Genomic DNA, 19,054 nt, shown 5'->3' with positions numbered 1-19,054 from the left:
GGTAAACGGACTCGTCGGCAGATGATTTAGGATCCTGAAAGGCGCGGCACATGCCGCGCTGCAGCATCAGGGTTCGCGCCAATGGCGCTGCAGCAAAACAGCATTCTAGCATGGACGTCCGAGCACACCTCTCGCCCCCCGAACCCAACACCGCCACGGAAAAATCATGACCCAGGACAAGGACGCACCACTGCGCGAAGACATCCGACTGCTCGGCCGCATGCTCGGCGACACCGTGCGCGACCAGCAGGGCGAGGCCGTGTTCGGCCTCATCGAACGCATCCGCCAGACCTCGGTGCGCTTCCGCCGCGACGACGACCGCGCCGCGCGCCAGGAGCTCGAAGGCATCCTCGATGCGCTGTCGCGCGAACAGACGATCCAGGTCGCGCGCGCGTTCAGCTATTTCTCGCACCTCGCCAACATCGCCGAGGACCAGCACCACATCCGCCGCAGCCGCGCCCACCTCATCGCGGGCTCGACCCCGCGCGAAGGCAGCCTCGCACATGCCCTCGCACACGCCTTCGCCGGCGGCCACGAGGCCTCGGAACTCGCCGCCTTCTTCGACACCGCGTCGATCTCGCCGGTGCTCACGGCCCACCCCACCGAAGTCCAGCGCAAGAGCATCCTCAACTGCGAGACCGACATCGCCCGCCTGCTCGACCGGCGCGACCGCATGGTGCTCACCCCCGAGGAGCGCGAGCACAGCGACGAAGCCATGCGCCGCGCGGTGCTCATCCTGTGGCAGACGCGCATGCTGCGCCCGGCAAAGCTGTCGGTGGTCGACGAGGTGGCCAACGGCCTCTCCTACTTCGACGCGACCTTCCTGCGCGAAGTGCCGCGCCTCTACGCCAGCCTCGAGGACCAGCTCGCGAAGCGCGACCCGGCGCTGGGCGCGCTCGAACTGCCCGCCTTCCTGCGCGTCGGCAGCTGGATCGGCGGCGACCGCGACGGCAACCCCTTCGTCACGGCCGAGGTGCTCGAACGCGCGCTGGCGATGCAGGCCGGCGCCGTGCTCGGCTTCTATCTCGACGAGCTGCACACGCTCGGCGCGCGCCTGTCGCTCGCGGCAGGCCTGGTGAGCGCCTCCGACGCGCTACTCGCCCTCGCCGCCCGCTCACCCGACCAGTCCCCGCACCGCAAGGACGAACCCTACCGCCGCGCGATCTCCGGCATCTACGCGCGCCTCGCGGCGACCCACCGCATGCTGCTCGGCAGCGAACCGCCGCGCCATCCAGTCGCGGACGCGGCCCCCTACCTGATTGCGTACGAGCTGTCCGAGGACCTCGACATCCTCCACCGCTCGCTCGTCGCCAATGGCTCGGCGGCGCTCGCGCGCGGCCGCCTGCGTCTGCTGCGCCGCGCCGTGCGCGTGTTCGGTTTCCACCTCGCGCCGATCGACCTGCGCCAGAATTCCGACGTGCATGAGCGCGTCGTCGCCGAACTGCTCGCGACCGCCCAGCCCGGCACCGATTACCGCGCACTGGACGAGACCGACCGCTGCGAGGTGCTGCTCAACGAACTGGCGACGCCACGGCTGCTTGCCTCGCCGCACGTACGCTACTCCGACGACACCGAAGGCGAGCTGGCGATCTTCCGAGCAGCCCGCAATGCGCACCTGCGCTTCGGCACGGACGCGATCACGAACTGCATCATCTCGAAGACGGACGACGTCTCGGACATGCTCGAACTCGCGCTGCTGCTGAAGGAAGCGGGCCTGCTGCGCCCGCACGAGCAGGCGCTCGACGTGAACATCATCCCCTTGTTCGAAACCATCGAGGACCTCGCGAACGCGCCCACCGTCATGGACCGCCTGTTCGCGCTGCCGGCCTACATGAGCCTGCTGGAATCGCGCGGCCGCATGCAGGAGATCATGCTGGGCTATTCGGACAGCAACAAGGACGGCGGCTTCCTGACCTCCGGCTGGTCCCTGTACAAGGCCGAGATCGGACTCGTCGAAGTGTTCGCCAAGCACGGCGTGCACCTGCGCCTCTTCCACGGCCGCGGCGGCTCGGTCGGCCGCGGCGGCGGCCCGAGCTACCAGGCCATCCTCGCGCAGCCGGGCGGCGCGGTGCAGGGCCGCATCCGTCTCACCGAGCAGGGTGAGGTCATCGCCGCAAAGTACAACAACCCGGAAGTCGGCCGGCGCAACCTCGAGGTGCTGGTCGCCGCGACCCTGGAAGCCAGCCTGCTGACCGATCGCGCGCCGGCTCCGCGCGCCGAGTTCCTCGACACCATGCAGGCGCTGTCCGACGAAGCCTTCACCGCGTATCGCGGCCTCGTGTATGAAACCGAAGGTTTCGAGCGCTATTTCTGGGAGTCGACGGTGATCTCGGAGATCGCCGAACTCAACATCGGCTCAAGGCCGGCCTCGCGCAAGAAGGGCACGCGCATCGAGGACCTGCGCGCGATCCCGTGGGTGTTCAGCTGGGCGCAGTGCCGCCTGATGCTGCCGGGCTGGTTCGGCTTCGGCGCGGCGGTGAAAGCCTGGCGCGCGGCCCACCCCGACGAAGGGCTCGCGCGCCTGCAAGCGATGTACAAGGAGTGGTCCTTCTTCGCGACGCTGCTGTCGAACATGGACATGGTGCTGGCGAAATCCGACCTCGCGATCGCCTCGCGCTACGCCGGCCTCGTGAAGGATCCCGCATTGCGCGACGCGATCTTCGGCCGCATCCGCACGGAATGGCAGGACACCGTCGACGCCCTGCTCGCGATCACCGGCCAGAAGGAGCTGCTCGACGACAACCCGCTACTCAAACGCTCGATCCGCAACCGCTTCCCCTACCTCGACCCGCTCAATCACGTGCAGATCGAGCTGCTGCGCCGCCACCGCGACGGGCACGACGACGCGCGCGTGCGGCTAGGCATCCACATCTCGATCAACGGGGTCGCGGCAGGCCTGCGCAACAGCGGATAAAGCCGCCACGCGCGCTACAGGCGCAGATCGGTTGCGGCGCGCGGCAGGAGGTACTTGAGGTCGTAGAGCACGTGCGCGGGCTTGCCCGCCGCACGGATGCGCTCCACGCCCATCTGCGCGAACTCGGCGTGGGCCACGGCGAGGACGATCCCCTCGTAGGCCGCCGCGTGAAGCTCGCGGATGGGCGTGATGCCGTATTCGTGGCGGGCCTCGTCCTCGCTGACCCACGGATCGTACACATCCACCGCGATGTTGTAGTCCGCCAGCTCCCTGACGATGTCGACGACGCGCGTGTTGCGCAGGTCCGGGCAGTTTTCCTTGAAGGCAAGCCCCATCACCAGCACGCGCGCGCCATCGACCTGGATGCGCCGCTTCACCATGGCCTTGACGAGCTGGGACGCGACGTAGGCGCCCATGCCGTCGTTGAGCCTGCGTCCGGCGAGGATGATCTCGGGGTGGTAGCCGATCGCCTGCGCCTTGTGCGTGAGGTAGTAGGGATCGACGCCGATGCAGTGGCCGCCCACCAGCCCGGGGCGGAAGGGCAGGAAGTTCCACTTCGTGCCGGCGGCCCTCAGCACGGCTTCGGTGTCGATGCCCATGCGATTGAAGATGATTGCCAGCTCGTTGATCAGGGCGATGTTGAGGTCGCGCTGGGTGTTCTCGATGACCTTCGCGGCCTCCGCCACCCGGATGCTTTCCGCCTTGTGCGTGCCGGCAGTGATGATCTCGCGATAAAGGGCGTCGACGAGCTCCGCCACCTCCGGCGTCGAACCCGAGGTCACCTTCCGGATGCCCGGGAGGCGGTGCTGCTTGTCGCCGGGGTTGATACGCTCCGGGCTGTAGCCGGCGAAGAAATCCTCGTTGTAGCGCAGGCCCGACAGGCGCTCCAGCACCGGCACGCAGTCCTCCTCCGTCGCGCCGGGATACACCGTCGATTCATACACGACCACGTCACCCTTCTTCAGCACCTTGCCGACCGACTCCGACGCACTGATCAGCGGCCCCAGATCGGGACGCTTGTGCTCGTCGATGGGCGTGGGAACCGTGACGATGAAGAAGTTGCATTCGGCGAGGTCGGCCAGGTCGGCCGTGAATCCCAGGCCGGAGGCTGCCGCAAGGTCGTCGTCCTCGACCTCCAGCGTCGCGTCGTGACCGGCCCTGAGCGCCTCGATGCGCCCGAGGTTGATGTCGAAGCCCACCACCGCGCGCCGTTTGCCGAATTCGACCGCCAGCGGCAACCCGACGTAGCCGAGGCCGATGACCCCCAGTTTGATGTTTTCGAGACTGAGCATGCTCTCCCGCTCTTCAGGTTCTTCGTCCGTGCGCGCGACCGCGCGCTTCACAAGCCCAGCATCTGCTTCACCGTCGCCCACTGCCGGCGGCTTACCGGTAGCCCCTCGGCCAGCCCGGCCAGCAGGATGTCCCAGTGCGGCTCTCCCTCATGCTCGCCTGCACGTTCCACGCCGACCACGGCCGCGCGGGCGACGAGGCAGTTGCGATGGACGCGCAGGAAGCGGCCGCAGAATTCCTGCTCCAGCTGCACCAGCGACTCGTCGAGCAGGTATTCGCGCTCCACCGTCCGCGCCGTCACGTATTTCAGTTCCGCACGCAGGAACAGCACCTCCGCGACGGGCACCAGCAGGATACGGCCGCGCTCATTGACGCCGAAATGCTGCCGCGCACCGGGCGCCAGCGCGGCGAGTGCGGCATCCGGCAGCGGCTGGCGGCGGCGCACCTTCGCCAGCGCATCGGCGAGGCGCTGCGCCCGCACCGGCTTCAACAGGTAATCGACCGCGGACAGTTCGAAGGCCTGCACGGCGTACTCGTCGTAGGCCGTCGTGAAGATCACTGCGGGGGGTTTCTCCAGGCGGCCGAGGTGGCGGGCGAGCTCGACCCCGTCCATGACCGGCATGCGGATATCGGCCAGCACGACGTCCGCCGGCTCGCTCTCGAGCAGCCGCAGCGCCTCGACGCCATTGGCCGCGACACCGGCAAGGGCGGTCGGCTGCTCGTGTGCGATGTCGCCGAGCAGGTCGCGCAGGCGCGCGCGCGCGGGGGCCTCGTCATCGACGATCACCACGCGCAAAGGCTGTACCGACTCCATCGAGGAACCTCCACCTTGTTGCCCTCCGACCCAATACCGTTCGGGCTGAGCCTGCCGAAGCCGTGCTGAATCATGGCCTTCGACAAGCACAGGGCGAACGGCCATGGCCCTGCCGTCCCCCGACTCGGGGACAACCCCTGCCCTATCCCAAGCCGTGCAAGGCTTTTGCTTTATAATTTTGGCCTGTTTGCGCGACGCCAGCGACAACCGGCGCCCGCCCCTCGCCGGCCGCAACCGGCCGCGCCATACCATAGACGGACATTATGACAGACACCACCTCCTCGCAGCCGGCCAAGGCCTGGTCGGGCCGCTTCACCGAGCCGGTCTCGGATCTCGTGAAACGCTACACCGCCTCGGTGTTCTTCGACCAGCGCATGGCGCGCCAGGACATCCGCGGCTCGCTCGCGCACGCGAAGATGCTCGCGCGCCAGGGCATCATAGCCGCGCAGGACCTCGCCGACATCGAGCGCGGCATGACGCAGATCCTCGGCGAGATCGAGCGCGGCGAATTCGCGTGGAACCTCGACGACGAGGACGTGCATCTCAACATCGAAAAGCGCCTCACCGCGCTCGTCGGCGATGCCGGCAAGCGCCTGCACACCGGCCGCAGCCGCAACGACCAGGTCGCGACCGACATCCGCCTGTGGCTGCGCGACGCGATCGACCAGATCCTCGCGCTGATCGGCGACTTCCAGAAGAACCTGCTCGACGTCGCCGAAGCCAACGCGGCGACGGCGATGCCCGGCTTCACACACCTGCAGGTCGCCCAGCCGGTGACCTTCGGCCATCACCTGATGGCCTACTTCGAGATGAGCCGCCGCGACGCCGAGCGCTTCGCCGACTGCCGCAAGCGCGTGAACCGCCTGCCGCTCGGCAGCGCAGCGCTCGCGGGCACCAGCTACCCGATCGACCGCGAATTCGTCGCGCAGGAACTGGGCTTCGACGAGGTCTGCTACAACTCGCTCGACGCCGTCAGCGACCGCGACTTCGCGATCGAGTTCTGCGCCGCCTCGGCGCTGCTGATGACGCACCTGTCGCGCTTCTCCGAGGAGCTGATCCTGTGGATGAGCCCGCGCGTCGGCTTCATCGACCTCGCTGACCGCTTCTGCACCGGCAGCTCGATCATGCCGCAGAAGAAGAACCCGGACGTGCCCGAGCTCGTGCGCGGCAAGACCGGCCGCGTGAACGGCAGCCTGATCGCGCTCCTGACCCTGATGAAGGGCCAGCCGCTCGCGTACAACAAGGACAACCAGGAAGACAAGGAACCGCTGTTCGACACCGCCGACACGGTGATCGACACGCTGCGCATCTACGCCGACATGATCACCGGCATCCGCGTGAAGGCGGACGCGATGCGCGACGCGCTCAAGCAGGGCTACGCGACCGCGACCGACCTCGCCGACTACCTCGTCAAGAACGGCCTGCCCTTCCGCGACGCGCACGAGGCGGTCGCGCTCGCCGTGCGCGCGGCCGACGTGAAGGGCTGCGACCTGCCGCAGTTCTCGCTCGACGAGCTGCGGGCCGCGATGGTGCACGTTCCCGGCGCCGCCGAACGCGTGAAGGACGACGTCTTCGGCGTGCTCACCGTCGAAGGTTCGCTCGCCTCGCGCAAGCACATCGGCGGCACGGCCCCCGAGCAGGTCCGCGCGGCGATCGCGCGGGCGCGCACTCAGGGCTGATGGCCGCGTGGCGCCACGCCTGCTCGGGGGTGGCGCCACACAAAACGACAAGCCCGCCTCGGGGGCGGGCTTTGCAACACGCAGCGCGCGGCAACTGCCGCGCGGTTGACGCTTAGTTGGTGCTCAGTTGGTGCCGACTTCGGCGAGCATCGTCTTCAGCTCACCGTTCTCGTACATCTCGCGCATGATGTCGCAACCACCCACGAACTCCCCCTTGATGTACAGCTGGGGAATCGTCGGCCAGTTCGCGTACTCCTTGATGCCGTTGCGGATGTCCTCGTTCTCCAGCACGTTAACCGAGAACAGATTCGTGACGCCGAGATTCTTCAGGATCTGCACCGCCGTCGCGGAGAAACCGCACATCGGGAACTGCGGCGTACCCTTCATGTAAAGCACGACGGGGTTGCCGGTGACTTGTTCGCGGATGACGTTCTGGATGTCCATGTTGCGCGTTCCAAAAGTTGAGTATTTAACTCGGGAAATTCTATGGATTACGGCCTTGCTCGTCAACAGCCAAGCTGCTGACAAACATTCAGCGCGCTTCGCCCCGACCCAGCCACTGGCCACCCGAAACGCGCTCGATACCGCCGAGATCCTTCCACGAGGCAATGGCCGAAAAACCCGCATCGGTCAGTAATCCGCGCACGGCCGCAGCCTGGTCGTAACCGTGCTCCATGAAGAGCCAGCCGCCGGGCTCGAGATGGCGCGGCGCCTGCGCGGCGATCGTCGCCAGGTCATCCAGCCCCTGCGGCCCCGCCGCGAGCGCCGTACCCGGCTCGAATCGCACGTCGCCCTGGTCCAGATGCGGATCACCCGCCGCCACGTAGGGCGGATTCGCCACAATCAGCTGGTAGCGGTCGCCGCCCAGTTGCGAAAACCAGTCGCCGAGCACGAAGGACACGCTCGCCTTGAGGCGCGCGGCATTGGCCATTGCCACCAGCAAGGCCTCGCGCGAGCGATCGACCGCCGTCACGTCGGCATCGGGCAGTTCGAGCGCCAGCGTCACCGCGAGGGCGCCGCTGCCGGTGCCGAGGTCCAGCACCCGCGCCCTCGGCTTGTCGCCGAAATGCGCAACCGCGAGTTCAACCAGCAGTTCGGTATCCGGACGCGGGATCAGGACTGCAGGCCCGACCATGAACGGCCGGCCGTAGAATTCCCGCTCGCCGGTCAGGTAAGCCACCGGCTCGCCGGCCTCGCGACGCTCGATCAGGCTCCGGAACTCGGCCCATTCCCGTTCTTCGAGTTGCGCTTCGGGATAGGCCGCGAGGCGCGCGGCGGAACACTGCAGCACGTGCCGCAGCAGAATGCGCGCATCGACGACCGCGACGCGCGCACGTGCCCAGTTCAGCGCAGCGCCGATACTGGGTGCCGTATCAGGCGTCTCCACCTCAGTCACCTGCGAGCGCCGCCAGCAGCTCGGCCTGATGTTCCGCAGTGAGCGCGCCGATCAGCTCGTCGAGCTCGCCCTGCATGACCGCATCCAGCTTGTACAGCGTGAGGTTGATGCGGTGGTCGGTGACGCGCCCCTGCGGGAAGTTGTAGGTGCGGATGCGTTCCGAACGATCGCCGCTGCCGACGAGGCTCTTGCGCGTCGCGGCCTCGCGGGCCTGTTGCTCGCGCATCTGCATGTCGTGGATGCGCGCGGCGAGCACCGACATCGCCTGCGCCTTGTTGCGGTGCTGCGAACGGTCGTCCTGGCATTCGACGACGATGCCGCTTGGCAGGTGGGTGATGCGCACGGCCGAATCGGTCTTGTTGATGTGCTGCCCGCCCGCGCCGCTCGCGCGGAAGGTGTCGATGCGCAGGTCCGCGGGGTTGATATTGACGGCCGCGAGCTCGTCGGCCTCGGGCATCACGGCAACCGTGCACGCGGACGTATGGATGCGCCCCTGCGTCTCTGTCGCCGGCACCCGCTGCACCCGATGCCCGCCGGATTCGAATTTCAGCTTCGAGTACGCACCGCCGCCCACCACGCGCACGATGACTTCCTTGTATCCGCCGAGATCCGATTCGCTCGCCGACACGACCTCGACCTTCCAGCGCTGCCGTTCGGCGTAGCGCGTATACATGCGCAACAGGTCGCTGGCGAACAGCGCTGCCTCGTCGCCGCCGGTCCCGGCGCGAATCTCGAGGAACAGATTGCGCTCGTCGTCCGGGTCGCGCGGCAGCAGCGCGCGCTGCAGTTCAGCCTCCAGCTCCACGATCCGCTCCGCGCAGGCCGCCAGCTCGATTTCCGCAAGCTCGCGCATCTCCGCGTCGGTCAGCATCTCGCGGGCGCTCGCCGCATCGCCCTCGGTCCTGCGCCATGCGTCGTACAGGGCCACGACGGGCTCGAGCTCCGCGCGCTCGCGCCCGAGTGCCCGAAAGGCATCCATGTCGCGTGCGGCATCCTCGGAGGCGAGCTCGCGATCCAGTTCGACCAGTCGACTGCTCAGGAGATCGAGCTTTTCGCGGATGCTGTGCTTCATCGGGAACCAGGAGGGGAGCACGACGGACGGCAGCGCGCCCGCTGCGGGCGCGCGCTCGCCTAGTCGTGCGAATTGAGATTGAAGAGCTGCTGCACCAGCCGCGCAACGTCGGCCTGGTGCTCGCCCTCTGACTGATTGAGGAAGCGGGTCGGGCCGTGCATCAGCTTGTTGATCAGCCCGTGGCTCAGCGCATCGAGCACCTTGTGCGGATCCTCGCCCTTCGCCAGCAGCCTGCTCGCACGCTCGAGCTCGACGGTTCGCAGCATCTCGGCATGCTGGCGCAGCGCCTTGATCGTCGGCACGGCATCGCGCGCCTGCATCCAGTGCAGGAAACCATCCACGCGCGAATTGATGATCTCCTCGGCCTCGATCACCGCCTGCTGGCGCGACTCCAGGCCGGCGTCGACGACCTGGGCAAGGTCGTCGACCGTATACAGGAAGACGTCGTCCAGCGCGCCCACCTCGGCCTCGATGTCTCGCGGCACGGCCAGGTCGACCATCACCATGGGTTTGTGCCGACGTGCCTTGATGGCCCGCTCGACCATGCCCAGGCCGACGATAGGCAGGGGGCTGGCCGTACAGGACACCACAATGTCGAATTGCGCCAGCACGTCGCCGATCGCATCCAGTCGCATCACCTGGGCGCCGAAGCGGCTCGCCACCACCTGGGCGCGCGCCTCGGTACGGTTGGCGACAACCATCTCCCTAGGGGTCGCCCCGGCGAAATGCGCGGCGCACAGCTCGACCATCTCGCCCGCGCCGATGAACAGCACGCGCTGGTCCGAAATGCGCTCGAAGATGCGCTCGGACAGATGCACGGCGGCGGCGGCCATCGACACGATGTTGGCGCCGATCGCGGTCGTCGAGCGCACCTCCTTGGCGACCGCGAAGGTATTCTGGAACAGCTTGTGCAGCAGGGTTCCCATCGTCCCCGCCTCTTCCGCCCGCCGCGCCGCATCCTTGACCTGGCCGAGGATCTGCGGCTCGCCCAGCACCATCGAGTCCAGGCCGCTGGCGACGCGGAACACGTGACGGATCGCGTCACGCTGCGGATAGGTGTAGAGGTAGGGCGACACTTCCTTCAGCGACAGCTGATGGAAGTTCGCCAGCCAGTCGGCCGCATGCTGCGGCTGCTCGGTGGCGAAGTAGAGCTCGGTGCGGTTGCAGGTCGACAGGATCGCGGCCTCGCGCACCGTGCGCGCATGCGTCAGGTTGTGCAGGGCATCGTCCAGCCGCTCAGGCTGAAACGCCACCCGCTCCCGGATATTGAGCGGCGCGGTGTGATGATTCAGGCCGAGAGCATAAAGTTGCATGCGCGATCGCGAAAGGGAAGCTTGATTTTGCGGATTATAGCACCGCGAAAAACGCCACAAGATTGCGCAAAATCAGACGTTTCTGTTGCGCATATTGCAACGTTAACGAAAACGGGCCGACAAAAGCCGACCCGTTCCTCGAGACCGGTGCCGAGTTTAGCACGGCAAAGACCCCGACAGTACCGCGCCTTTCGTCGCGCGCGCCCTGCACGCCGCCGCGCGGAGAGCATTGCTGTCAGAACACAAGCCAAAAAGCACTTAGCCCAGCTTTTCGGGCTGGGCTAAGTGCTTGAAATCCGTTGGTGGCCAGGGACGGAATCGAACCGCCGACACGCGGATTTTCAATCCGCTGCTCTACCAACTGAGCTACCTGGCCGGTGGAGACGCGCATTATAGCGAGTCTCGGCGAAGTGTCAAAGATATTTTCGCCACGACACTGAAATACCGCCAATACGCAAAAAACATGGGGCAGCCGTGGCTGCCCCGAATCATTCGCCCGGCCACCGGCCCGAAGGCCGGCGGCGTCGCGGATCTTAGTGGCCGGAAGCACCTTCGGCGCCAATGCCGGTTTCCGAACGCACCTTCTGCGCGAGGTAACCTGCACGGTCTTCCTTGGCACGGGCGCTGTTGTCGAGAATCGAGAACAGCCAGATGCCGATGAAGCCCGCGGCCATCGAGAAGAGCGCCGGCGAGGTGTAGGGGAACAGCGCCGAACCCTTCGGGTTGCCGAGCGTGGCTTCCCACACCGACGGCGACACGACGGTCAGGGCTACCGCGGTGATCAGGCCGAGGAAACCGCCCAGGCATGCGCCCTTGGTCGTGCAGTCCTTCCACAGCACCGACATGAACAGCACCGGGAAGTTGGCCGAGGCTGCGATTGCGAACGCCAGGGAGACCATGAACGCGATGTTCTGCTTCTCGAACGCGATACCAAGGATGACCGCGATGATGCCCAGGACGATCGTCGTCATGCGCGAGACACGCAGTTCCGAGGCCGAGTCGGCGTTGCCATGCTTGAACACCGTGGCGTACAGGTCATGGGACACCGCCGAAGCACCCGACAGCGTCAGGCCCGCCACCACCGCCAGGATCGTCGCGAAGGCGACCGCGGAGATGAAGCCGAGGAACACGTTGCCGCCGACCGCGTTGGCAAGGTGGATAGCGGCCATGTTGCCACCGCCCATCAGACCGCCCTTGGCGTCGAGGAACTGCGGGTTGGTCGACACCATCACGATCGCGCCGAAGCCGATGATGAAGGTCAGGATGTAGAAGTAGCCGATCCAGGTGGTGGCCCAGAACACTGACTTGCGGGCTTCCTTCGCATCGGGAACGGTGAAGAAGCGCATCAGGATGTGCGGCAGGCCGGCCGTGCCGAACATCAGCGCCATGCCGAAGGAGATCGCGGAGATCGGATCCTTGATGAAGGAGCCTGGTCCCATGATCGCCTGGCCGATGATGCCGGCTTCCTCGGCGGTCTTGCCGCCGGCCATGGCGACGCCCGCCTTGACCTTGACCGAAGCGGCGAACAGTTGCTCCGGCGAGAAGCCGTACTTCAGCATGACCATGAAGGCCATGAAGGACGCGCCAGCGAGCAGCAGGCAGGCCTTGATGATCTGCACCCAGGTCGTCGCGGTCATGCCGCCGAAGAGCACGTACACCATCATCAGCGCGCCGACGATGACGACTGCGATCCAGTACTCGAGGCCGAACAGCAGCTTGATCAGCTGGCCGGCACCGACCATCTGTGCGATCAGGTAGAACGCGACGACGACCAAGGTACCCGAGGCCGCAAACGCGCGAATCGGGGTCTGCTTGAAGCGGTAGGCGGCGACGTCGGCAAAGGTGAACTTGCCCAGGTTGCGCAGCTTCTCCGCCATCAGGAAGGTGATCACGGGCCAGCCGACGAGGAAGCCGATCGAGTAGATCAGGCCGTCGTAGCCGTTGGCCATGACCGCGGCGGAAATACCGAGGAAGGAGGCAGCCGACATGTAGTCGCCCGCGATCGCCAGACCATTCTGGAAGCCGGTGATGCCACCGCCGGCAGTGTAGAAGTCAGCCGCAGACTTGGTCTTGGCCGCCGCCCACTTGGTGATGTAGAGGGTGCCGACGACGAAGATCGCGAACATGGTGATCGCGGTCCAGTTGGTCGCCTGCTTTTCGGCCTGGCCGAGGTCTGCGCCGGCTGCGAGGGCAGCTCCAGTCGCCAGCGCGAGCAGGAGCCCGGCGCCGATTTGCATGAAGCGGCCGCTCATTTGCTGCTCTCCTTGACGATTTCCTGCGTCAGCGCGTCGAACTCGGAGTTCGCGCGACGGACGTAGATGCCGGTGATGATGATCGTGAACACGATCACGCCGAAACCGACGGGAATGCCCACGGTCATGACGCCCTCGCCGAGGCGCTGCGCGAACAGGCCCTTGTTGAACGCGATGATCGCGATGTAGCCGTAGTACACGATCATCATGATCGCCGTGAGTATCCAGCCATATGACGAGCGCGTGCTCACCAGCTGCTGGTACTTCGGGTTGGCGACGATTTTTGTCACCATATCGTTTTGCATGTCTCCCTCCTTCAAACGGTGGTCGGCCGGGATTTTTCTCCGGTTGCTGCCACCTTAATACGGGAGACTTACGATGCCCTTACGAGCTCTTACATGAGCGCATCCGATCGCAAGCCGGTCTAGCCCAGAGGGAAATCGCCGTACACCTGGATCGGCGGCGGCGGGACATGACCGCGCGGGAAGACGACCTGCACGATCGTACCCCGCCCGCCGGGATTTGGATTGAGCGTGACGGCCGCACGGTGCAGTTCGGCGATCTCGCGCACGATCGGCAAACCCAGACCGGAGCCGTCCTCGCCGCTTCCGAGCACACGGTAGAAACGCTCGAACACGCGCTCGCGGTCGGCCTCGGGGATACCGACGCCGGTGTCCTCGACTTCCAGGATCGGCGCCCCGGCGTAGCGCGTGCGCGCAGTGACGCTGCCGCCGGCGGGCGTGTACTTGATCGCGTTATCGACGAGATTCTTGATCATCTCGCGCAGCAGCACGGGGTTGCCCTCGACCGTCATCGGGTCGGAACCGCCCTCGACGCCGAGGTCGATGTTCTTCGCCTGGGCACGCGGAAAGAGGTCGAGCGCGACGTCACGCACGAGCGCGCGCAGGTCGATGGTTTCGACCGCGTAGAGCTTCTCGAAGCTTGCCTCGGCCCGGGCCAGCGAAAGCAGCTGGTTGATGAGGTGGCTCGCGCGCTCCGTGCTCTGGGCGATGCGCGACAGCGACTCGTGCAACGCGACCGGGTCAGGTTCCTGCAGCGCGAGTTCGGTCTGCATGCGCAGCCCCGTGAGCGGCGTGCGCATCTGATGCGCAGCGTCTGCGATGAAGCGCTGCTGCGCCTGCAGGTTCTCCTCGAGACGGGCCATCATGTCGTTGAAGGCGACGATCAGGGGACGCACCTCCTCGGGCACGCTCGCCGCCGCGATAGGCGAGAGATCCGTGGGGCGGCGGCGGCGGATCAGGCTCTGCAGGCGGTTGAGGGGCGCGATGCCGCGCGAGAGACCCACCCACACCAGTATGACCGCGAGCGGGATGATGGCGAACTGCGGCAGTAGCACTCCGGTAACGACGCGCGACGCGAGGTCGCTGCGCTTGTTGCGCGTTTCGGCGACCTGCACTAGCACCAGGGGACTGGCGGGCTCCGGCCACGGGCGCAGGAACTGGTACGCGATGCGCACCTCCTCGCCATGGATCACGTCATCGCGATAAAGGACGTCCTCGGGGATCAGGACGGGAGGCGCCGGCGTCCAGCCGATTTCGCGATCCCCGGTGACGAGGTCGCCGCCCTCGTGCGCGACCTGATAGTAGACGACGTCGTCCTGGTCGGCCCGGAACAGTGCCCGCGGTGGCGCGGGGAAATGCACCGCGACCTTGCCCTCCTCGACCGACACCAGGCGCGCCAGCGCGCGCACGCTGTCGGCGAGCGCGCGGTCGTAGGGCTGGTTGGCGATGTTGTCGGCGACGTTGTGCGTGACGATGATGGAGATCGGCCACAGGAACAGCAGCGGCGCGAGCATCCAGTCGAGGATCTCGCCGAACAGCGAATTCGGCTGCGTCGACGAGCGTCCGCCCGCCGCCGTCTTGTCAGGCTTTCGCCGCCTGACCCGCATCCACCGTTTCCAGGCAGTACCCCAGGCCGCGCACCGTCACGATGCGCACGCCGCTGTCCTCCAGCTTCTTGCGCAGGCGGTGGACATAGACCTCGATGGCGTTGCTGGAGACTTCCTCGCCCCAGCCACACAGGTGATCGACGAGCTGGTCCTTACTGACGAGGCGCCCTACCCGCAGGACGAACACTTCGAGCAGGCCGATCTCGCGTGCGGAGAATTCGACCACCTGGCCGCCGATCTTGACGACGTGGTCGGCCTGGTCGTAGGACAGGCTGCCGATCTCGATGCAGCGCGCCTGGCCGGTGCCGCGACGGGTGAGCGCACGCACCCGCGCCTCCAGCTCCGGTAGTGCGAAGGGCTTCGTCAGGTAATCGTCGGCGCCGGCATCGAGGCCGCGCACACGATCCTCGACGCCGTCCTGGGCGGTGAGGATCAGCACCGGGATGGTCGACTTGCGCGCCCTCAGGCGCTTCAACACCTCGATACCGGGAAGCCTCGGCAGGCCCAGATCGAGGATCACGAGATCGTAGGGCTGCGATGCCAGCGCGGTATCCGCCTCGATGCCGGAAGCCACATGATCGACCGCAAAACCGCCACGCCTGAGCGCTCGACACAGACCGTCCGCAATGACGGCATCATCTTCCGCAAGCAGGATGCGCATGGAATCAGGATGTAAGTTATATGTAAGCGGGCGCGCCTAGATTTACACCCGCTGTTCTCCTTTACCCGGTCAGAGGAATGGCCGCGCCGCCAGCGCGCCCGCTCCCGGGAGCTTCCGGTCGAATTCTCCGGAAACTCCCGACCGTTTTTTTCCGCCGATTTCATTATCACATGCTTCGAGCGCCGCTGCGCGTCGAGGCCCGCACGCATGCAGACCGCGTGCATAGAATCGGGATAGAGGCGGTCGGGATACCTGGCCGCTCCCCTCCCGCACCACCCGGCATGCGGGTCCGCGCAGGGCGGTTCGAGTAGTTGAGGTCACGAGAGTCGGGGTGCGCCAAGCCGGTCGAAGTAGGCGACAGGCATCGCCCGGTTCAGCCTCAGGCGGCCGTTTCGCCATCAGCACCGACAGTTCGCGGCGACCTTGCCGACATCCGTCTCGAGGCGCGCAGCGCCAACTTCCGATCCACCTCGTCCGGCAGCACGTGGCCAGCAACGGCGACAGCGGGCCGCCTTGCGGCGTCCCCTCATACGGCTGCGGGACCTCCTTTGCTGCACAGCCGCCGGATTCACACCACCTCGCCTTGATCACGAGAGCTTCACGTTTGCTTGCCCGCTTGCCCTGCTCGGCAGTGCCTTCTCTCCGGTTCTTGACCATCGGCTCGCAGCTTACGCTCCACGCGCCCTTCCCACGCTCGCCCTCCCTCACGCATTTGCACTGTAGTCAACTTACGGCGGGACTTGCACTCGCAGGAGTGCGCCCTTGCAGGGCGCACCAAAAAAAAAACGGGCGCCGAAGCGCCCGTTACGATCACACGATCCGGGAAGGATCAGAAGTTGTGACGCAGGCCGACGCCGAACGAGGTGTTGTCCAGACCCAGCCCCGTTCCCGACAGGAAGCTGTATGCGCCACCGCCGTTGTATGCATCGCCGTTATCGATCGACGACTTCTGCTTGTCGTTGTCGATCTTGGTCCACTGCGCATAGACCTTGGTACGCTTCGACAGGTTGTAGTTATAACCCAGCGTGATCTGCTTCGCACCGGTGTCGTTGGTGCTGCTCCAGTCGCGCGCGACGCCGTAGTTCACGTGGAACTCGTTCGCACCGACGGGCAACATCGCGGAAACGCGATAGTGGTTGCGATGGTGGTCGCCGGTGAGGCCGGAGATGTCCTGAAGACCACCGTTGTCCGACTTGTTACGCTCGAACAACCCGCCGATCACAAACGACTTGAAGTCATACACGGCGGCCATGGTCAGAGCGCTGTCCTTGCTCTTCCCTTCGTCGAAGTTGTAGAACTTGTTGGTGCGGGCGTAGCCGAAACCGACATGCAGCGGGCCGTTGTCGTAGTTCACGGTTGCCGAATAGTGCGTCGGGCGAGCGCTGCGATTGAGCGCGACGGAGTCGGTAGCCTGTTCGTTCAGCGCGGAGTATTGCGCCTCGAAGACGAAGCCGCCGCCGAAGGTCGGGCTGGCATAGGTGATCGAATTGCGCAGATAGAACTTCTCAGGATCGTAGGCCGACAGCCACAGGAACGCATCCGACGACGTGCCGGTGTCGTGGTTCGACATACCGAGGTAGTCATGCGTGGCGTAATACAGCGGGCTGGTGATGTAGCCGAGCTTGATCGTGCCGAGGTTGCTCTTCAGGCCGACGAAAGTGTCGCGGGTCGCGAGATTGCCGCCGCCGGCATCGGAGTTGAAGCCGCTTTCGATCTGGAACAGGGCAGACATGCCGCCACCCAGGTCCTCGTTGCCGCGGAAACCGATACGCGAGCTGTTGTTGATCATCTTGGTGACGCTATCTTCACCCTCGATCTTGGTCTGCTCCAGCGAGGTATTCACACGACCGTAGATGGTCACGTTGGATTGCGCCTGAGCGGCGCCGGCAACTCCAATGGCAGCCAGCGCGATGGCCAGCGTCTTGACGTTCTGCATTGATTCGACTCCCCACTTGTAATGGATTAATTGTCGGCTTTCCGCAACAAGGCTAATCCGGAACCCGGGTAGGGATCCGCGGCCGCTGCGGAGGCACGCGGCGATTATAGGGGGGCTTCAAATCCGTGCATCAAGGAGATGCGATCTGCGCAAGGAAACTGTCGCATGCGCGCAACAGCTCTGAAAACAAAGTCAAAACCGGAACGTCCGGCAAGAAGTCCACACTTCCGCCGCAACCCAATTCGGGTAGTCGAAAACGCTCGCACGCCAAGCGTCGTGAACGAAAAAACGGGCGCCGAAGCGCCCGTTTCGGGTAATTCCGGAAAAGCCGGAATTAGAAGGTGTGACGCAGGCCGAGACCGAAGCCGGTCGCATCCTGACCGTCGCCGAGCAGACCGGTCGAGCTGATGCTGCTCAGGTAGAAGTCGGCACCCGAATCACGCTCGTTGTTCAGACGGGTGTAGTACGCCTTGACCATCGTGCGCTTGCTCAGAGCGTAGGTGTAGCCCAGGGTCCACTGCGAGAAACCGGTGCGATTGCACTCGACCACGTCGCAAACGTCGCCCTTCAGGTCACGCGAGCGCGAGTACTGCAGGTAAGCGGCCTGATTGCCAGCGAACTTCTGCTCAGCACCGACCAGCCAGGCGTTACGCTTGACGTCAGCCTTGCCATCAACAGCCGAAACTTCGTACTTGCTGCGATCCCACAGAGCCGACACGGTGGTGTTGCTCGGGAACGTGTACTTGGCAGCAATACGCGCCGTCTTCAGCTTGTCGCTGTAACCACCGATGGTGTCGGCGAGGTCAGCGGCGGGGACGTCCGCAGCCAGTGCAGCAGCGGTAGCGAGCTGAAGGTCCTTCTGCAGCGCGTAGCCGGCCGAGACGTACAGCGGGCCATTCTCGTAGGCGCCAGCAAGCTGATAGCCCTGGGCGTTGATGCTCTTGCCGTCGAGGTTTTGTGCCGACGACTTGCGGTTCTCACCAGCCGTGTAAGCCAGCTGGGCGTTGAAGCCGCTGAAGCTCGGGGTGGTGTACATCACCGAGTTGTTGATGCGCTCATCCACGCCGGTCTTGATGCCGCCGATCGTGCCGTAGGTGGCAGCCTGGAAGCCGATGCCGGTTGCGGCCGGGTTGAAGTCAACCTTGGCGCCAGCGGTACGCATGATCGTGGTCAGCTTGCCCAGTTGCAGCGTACCGAAACCGCCGGTCAGGCCGACGAAGGTGTCACGCGTGGCCAGGCCACTGGTGGAGCTCGACCCGTCAGCAGCGAAGCCGCTTTCGACCTGGAACAGGGCCTTGAGGCCGTTACCCAGATCTTCGGCGCCGCGGAAGCCGAGCAGCGAGCTGTTCGAGGTGACGCGGTTGCGGTTCTTGAGATCTTCGGCATCTCCGCCCTTCGCGCGAACGTTCTCGAGCGTGACGTCAACAACACCGTAGACGGTCACGTTGGTCTGCGCGAAAACCGGAGCGGACGCCAGGCCGGCGATGGCCAGGGCGATCAGTTTCTTTTGCATGTATTTCTCCTCTAATTGAAGCTGAAGCCGCGGTCGCAACCCCGGCCCGACTTACCTCTCAAGCGAGAAGTTGCCACGATTGTGCTTAACCGGCCGGCAGCGGCGCAAGAATCGTTCGCCTCGAACACTGCAAATGGATAAAAGTTGTTGCATGGGTGCAACAAGCACGGGGGCGTGCAGCCACCTGTACTTGCCGGACCTGCACCGACTTCCCCGCAAGACCCTTTCCTGGCACCGGTTCACCCCACGAGACAATCCCGAAGGGATAGCAGGGGGCGGAATTTCCACATGGAAGGCATAGCCGA

Annotated in this window: 14 protein-coding genes and 1 tRNA gene; 2 read left to right on the top strand and 13 right to left on the bottom strand. The window is 65.5% G+C overall.

The features are described 5' to 3' along the window. Positions 1-166: 166 nt before the first annotated feature. The gene (ppc, locus tag F464_RS0102335; protein WP_018988164.1) at positions 167-2,914 is read left to right on the top strand and encodes a phosphoenolpyruvate carboxylase; all 2,748 of its coding nucleotides are present in this window, start codon (positions 167-169) and stop codon (positions 2,912-2,914) included. 14 nt (positions 2,915-2,928) lie between these two features. On the opposite strand, the gene tviB is transcribed toward ppc, so the two are convergent. Continuing rightward, the gene (gene tviB, locus F464_RS0102330; protein ID WP_026295673.1) at positions 2,929-4,206 is read right to left on the bottom strand and encodes a Vi polysaccharide biosynthesis UDP-N-acetylglucosamine C-6 dehydrogenase TviB; all 1,278 of its coding nucleotides are present in this window, start codon (positions 4,204-4,206) and stop codon (positions 2,929-2,931) included. A 47-nt stretch (positions 4,207-4,253) separates the two neighbouring features. Then, a complete protein-coding gene (locus tag F464_RS0102325) occupies positions 4,254-5,018 on the bottom strand; it encodes a LytR/AlgR family response regulator transcription factor (protein ID WP_018988162.1) in 765 nt (254 codons plus the stop codon). 263 nt (positions 5,019-5,281) lie between these two features. Here F464_RS0102325 and argH point away from each other — a divergent pair, with 263 nt between their 5' ends. After that, positions 5,282-6,697, top strand: coding sequence for an argininosuccinate lyase (argH, locus tag F464_RS0102320; protein WP_018988161.1), 1,416 nt, complete (start codon positions 5,282-5,284; stop codon positions 6,695-6,697). A gap of 123 nt (positions 6,698-6,820) precedes the next feature. Here argH and grxD read toward each other — a convergent pair whose 3' ends face one another. From grxD to F464_RS0102265, 11 genes are all read right to left on the bottom strand, one after another. Next, positions 6,821-7,141: a Grx4 family monothiol glutaredoxin gene (gene grxD, locus F464_RS0102315; protein WP_018988160.1), complete on the bottom strand. Its 321-nt coding sequence runs from the start codon at positions 7,139-7,141 to the stop codon at positions 6,821-6,823. An 88-nt stretch (positions 7,142-7,229) separates the two neighbouring features. After that, positions 7,230-8,093, bottom strand: coding sequence for a peptide chain release factor N(5)-glutamine methyltransferase (prmC, locus tag F464_RS0102310; RefSeq protein ID WP_018988159.1), 864 nt, complete (start codon positions 8,091-8,093; stop codon positions 7,230-7,232). After that, positions 8,086-9,165 carry a peptide chain release factor 1 gene (gene prfA / locus F464_RS0102305; protein ID WP_018988158.1) on the bottom strand — a complete coding sequence of 360 codons (1,080 nt, stop codon included), beginning with the start codon at positions 9,163-9,165 and terminating at the stop codon, positions 8,086-8,088. Before prfA ends, prmC begins: the two co-directional genes overlap by 8 nt. A 59-nt stretch (positions 9,166-9,224) precedes the next feature. Continuing rightward, positions 9,225-10,478 (bottom strand): glutamyl-tRNA reductase, encoded by a 1,254-nt coding sequence (hemA, locus tag F464_RS0102300; RefSeq protein WP_018988157.1) that lies wholly within the window; start codon positions 10,476-10,478, stop codon positions 9,225-9,227. 300 nt (positions 10,479-10,778) lie between these two features. Next, positions 10,779-10,854: transfer RNA gene (locus F464_RS0102295), tRNA-Phe, on the bottom strand. A 157-nt stretch (positions 10,855-11,011) separates the two neighbouring features. Continuing rightward, positions 11,012-12,730: a cation acetate symporter gene (locus F464_RS0102290; protein WP_018988156.1), complete on the bottom strand. Its 1,719-nt coding sequence runs from the start codon at positions 12,728-12,730 to the stop codon at positions 11,012-11,014. Next, positions 12,727-13,035 carry a DUF485 domain-containing protein gene (locus F464_RS0102285; RefSeq protein ID WP_026295672.1) on the bottom strand — a complete coding sequence of 103 codons (309 nt, stop codon included), beginning with the start codon at positions 13,033-13,035 and terminating at the stop codon, positions 12,727-12,729. Before F464_RS0102285 ends, F464_RS0102290 begins: the two co-directional genes overlap by 4 nt. Positions 13,036-13,154: 119 nt before the next feature. Further along, complete coding sequence (locus F464_RS0102280) at positions 13,155-14,639, bottom strand: sensor histidine kinase (protein WP_018988154.1); 1,485 nt, start codon at positions 14,637-14,639, stop codon at positions 13,155-13,157. Next, complete coding sequence (locus tag F464_RS0102275; RefSeq protein WP_232428823.1) at positions 14,614-15,255, bottom strand: response regulator transcription factor; 642 nt, start codon at positions 15,253-15,255, stop codon at positions 14,614-14,616. The genes F464_RS0102280 and F464_RS0102275 overlap by 26 nt, the downstream gene beginning before the upstream one ends. An 874-nt stretch (positions 15,256-16,129) precedes the next feature. Beyond that, positions 16,130-17,236: a porin gene (locus F464_RS0102270; protein WP_018988151.1), complete on the bottom strand. Its 1,107-nt coding sequence runs from the start codon at positions 17,234-17,236 to the stop codon at positions 16,130-16,132. A gap of 334 nt (positions 17,237-17,570) precedes the next feature. After that, positions 17,571-18,749, bottom strand: coding sequence for a porin (locus F464_RS0102265; protein ID WP_018988150.1), 1,179 nt, complete (start codon positions 18,747-18,749; stop codon positions 17,571-17,573). Positions 18,750-19,054: the final 305 nt, after the last annotated feature.

Origin of the sequence: Aromatoleum toluclasticum ATCC 700605, from assembly GCF_000378245.1 — a bacterium.
GTDB lineage: Bacteria > Pseudomonadota > Gammaproteobacteria > Burkholderiales > Rhodocyclaceae > Aromatoleum > Aromatoleum toluclasticum.
This window is presented reverse-complemented; position numbering and strand designations above follow the sequence as displayed.

Bases quoted from the DNA above. Each gene is read 5' to 3' on its own strand.
- ppc (WP_018988164.1), top strand. From the start codon at position 167: ATGACCCAGGACAAGGACGCACCACTGCGCGAAGACATCCGACTGCTC.
- tviB (WP_026295673.1), bottom strand. From the start codon at position 4,206: ATGCTCAGTCTCGAAAACATCAAACTGGGGGTCATCGGCCTCGGCTAC.
- F464_RS0102325 (WP_018988162.1), bottom strand. From the start codon at position 5,018: ATGGAGTCGGTACAGCCTTTGCGCGTGGTGATCGTCGATGACGAGGCC.
- argH (WP_018988161.1), top strand. From the start codon at position 5,282: ATGACAGACACCACCTCCTCGCAGCCGGCCAAGGCCTGGTCGGGCCGC.
- grxD (WP_018988160.1), bottom strand. From the start codon at position 7,141: ATGGACATCCAGAACGTCATCCGCGAACAAGTCACCGGCAACCCCGTC.
- prfA (WP_018988158.1), bottom strand. From the start codon at position 9,165: ATGAAGCACAGCATCCGCGAAAAGCTCGATCTCCTGAGCAGTCGACTG.
- hemA (WP_018988157.1), bottom strand. From the start codon at position 10,478: ATGCAACTTTATGCTCTCGGCCTGAATCATCACACCGCGCCGCTCAAT.
- F464_RS0102290 (WP_018988156.1), bottom strand. From the start codon at position 12,730: ATGAGCGGCCGCTTCATGCAAATCGGCGCCGGGCTCCTGCTCGCGCTG.
- F464_RS0102285 (WP_026295672.1), bottom strand. From the start codon at position 13,035: ATGCAAAACGATATGGTGACAAAAATCGTCGCCAACCCGAAGTACCAG.
- F464_RS0102280 (WP_018988154.1), bottom strand. From the start codon at position 14,639: ATGCGGGTCAGGCGGCGAAAGCCTGACAAGACGGCGGCGGGCGGACGC.
- F464_RS0102270 (WP_018988151.1), bottom strand. From the start codon at position 17,236: ATGCAGAACGTCAAGACGCTGGCCATCGCGCTGGCTGCCATTGGAGTT.
- F464_RS0102265 (WP_018988150.1), bottom strand. From the start codon at position 18,749: ATGCAAAAGAAACTGATCGCCCTGGCCATCGCCGGCCTGGCGTCCGCT.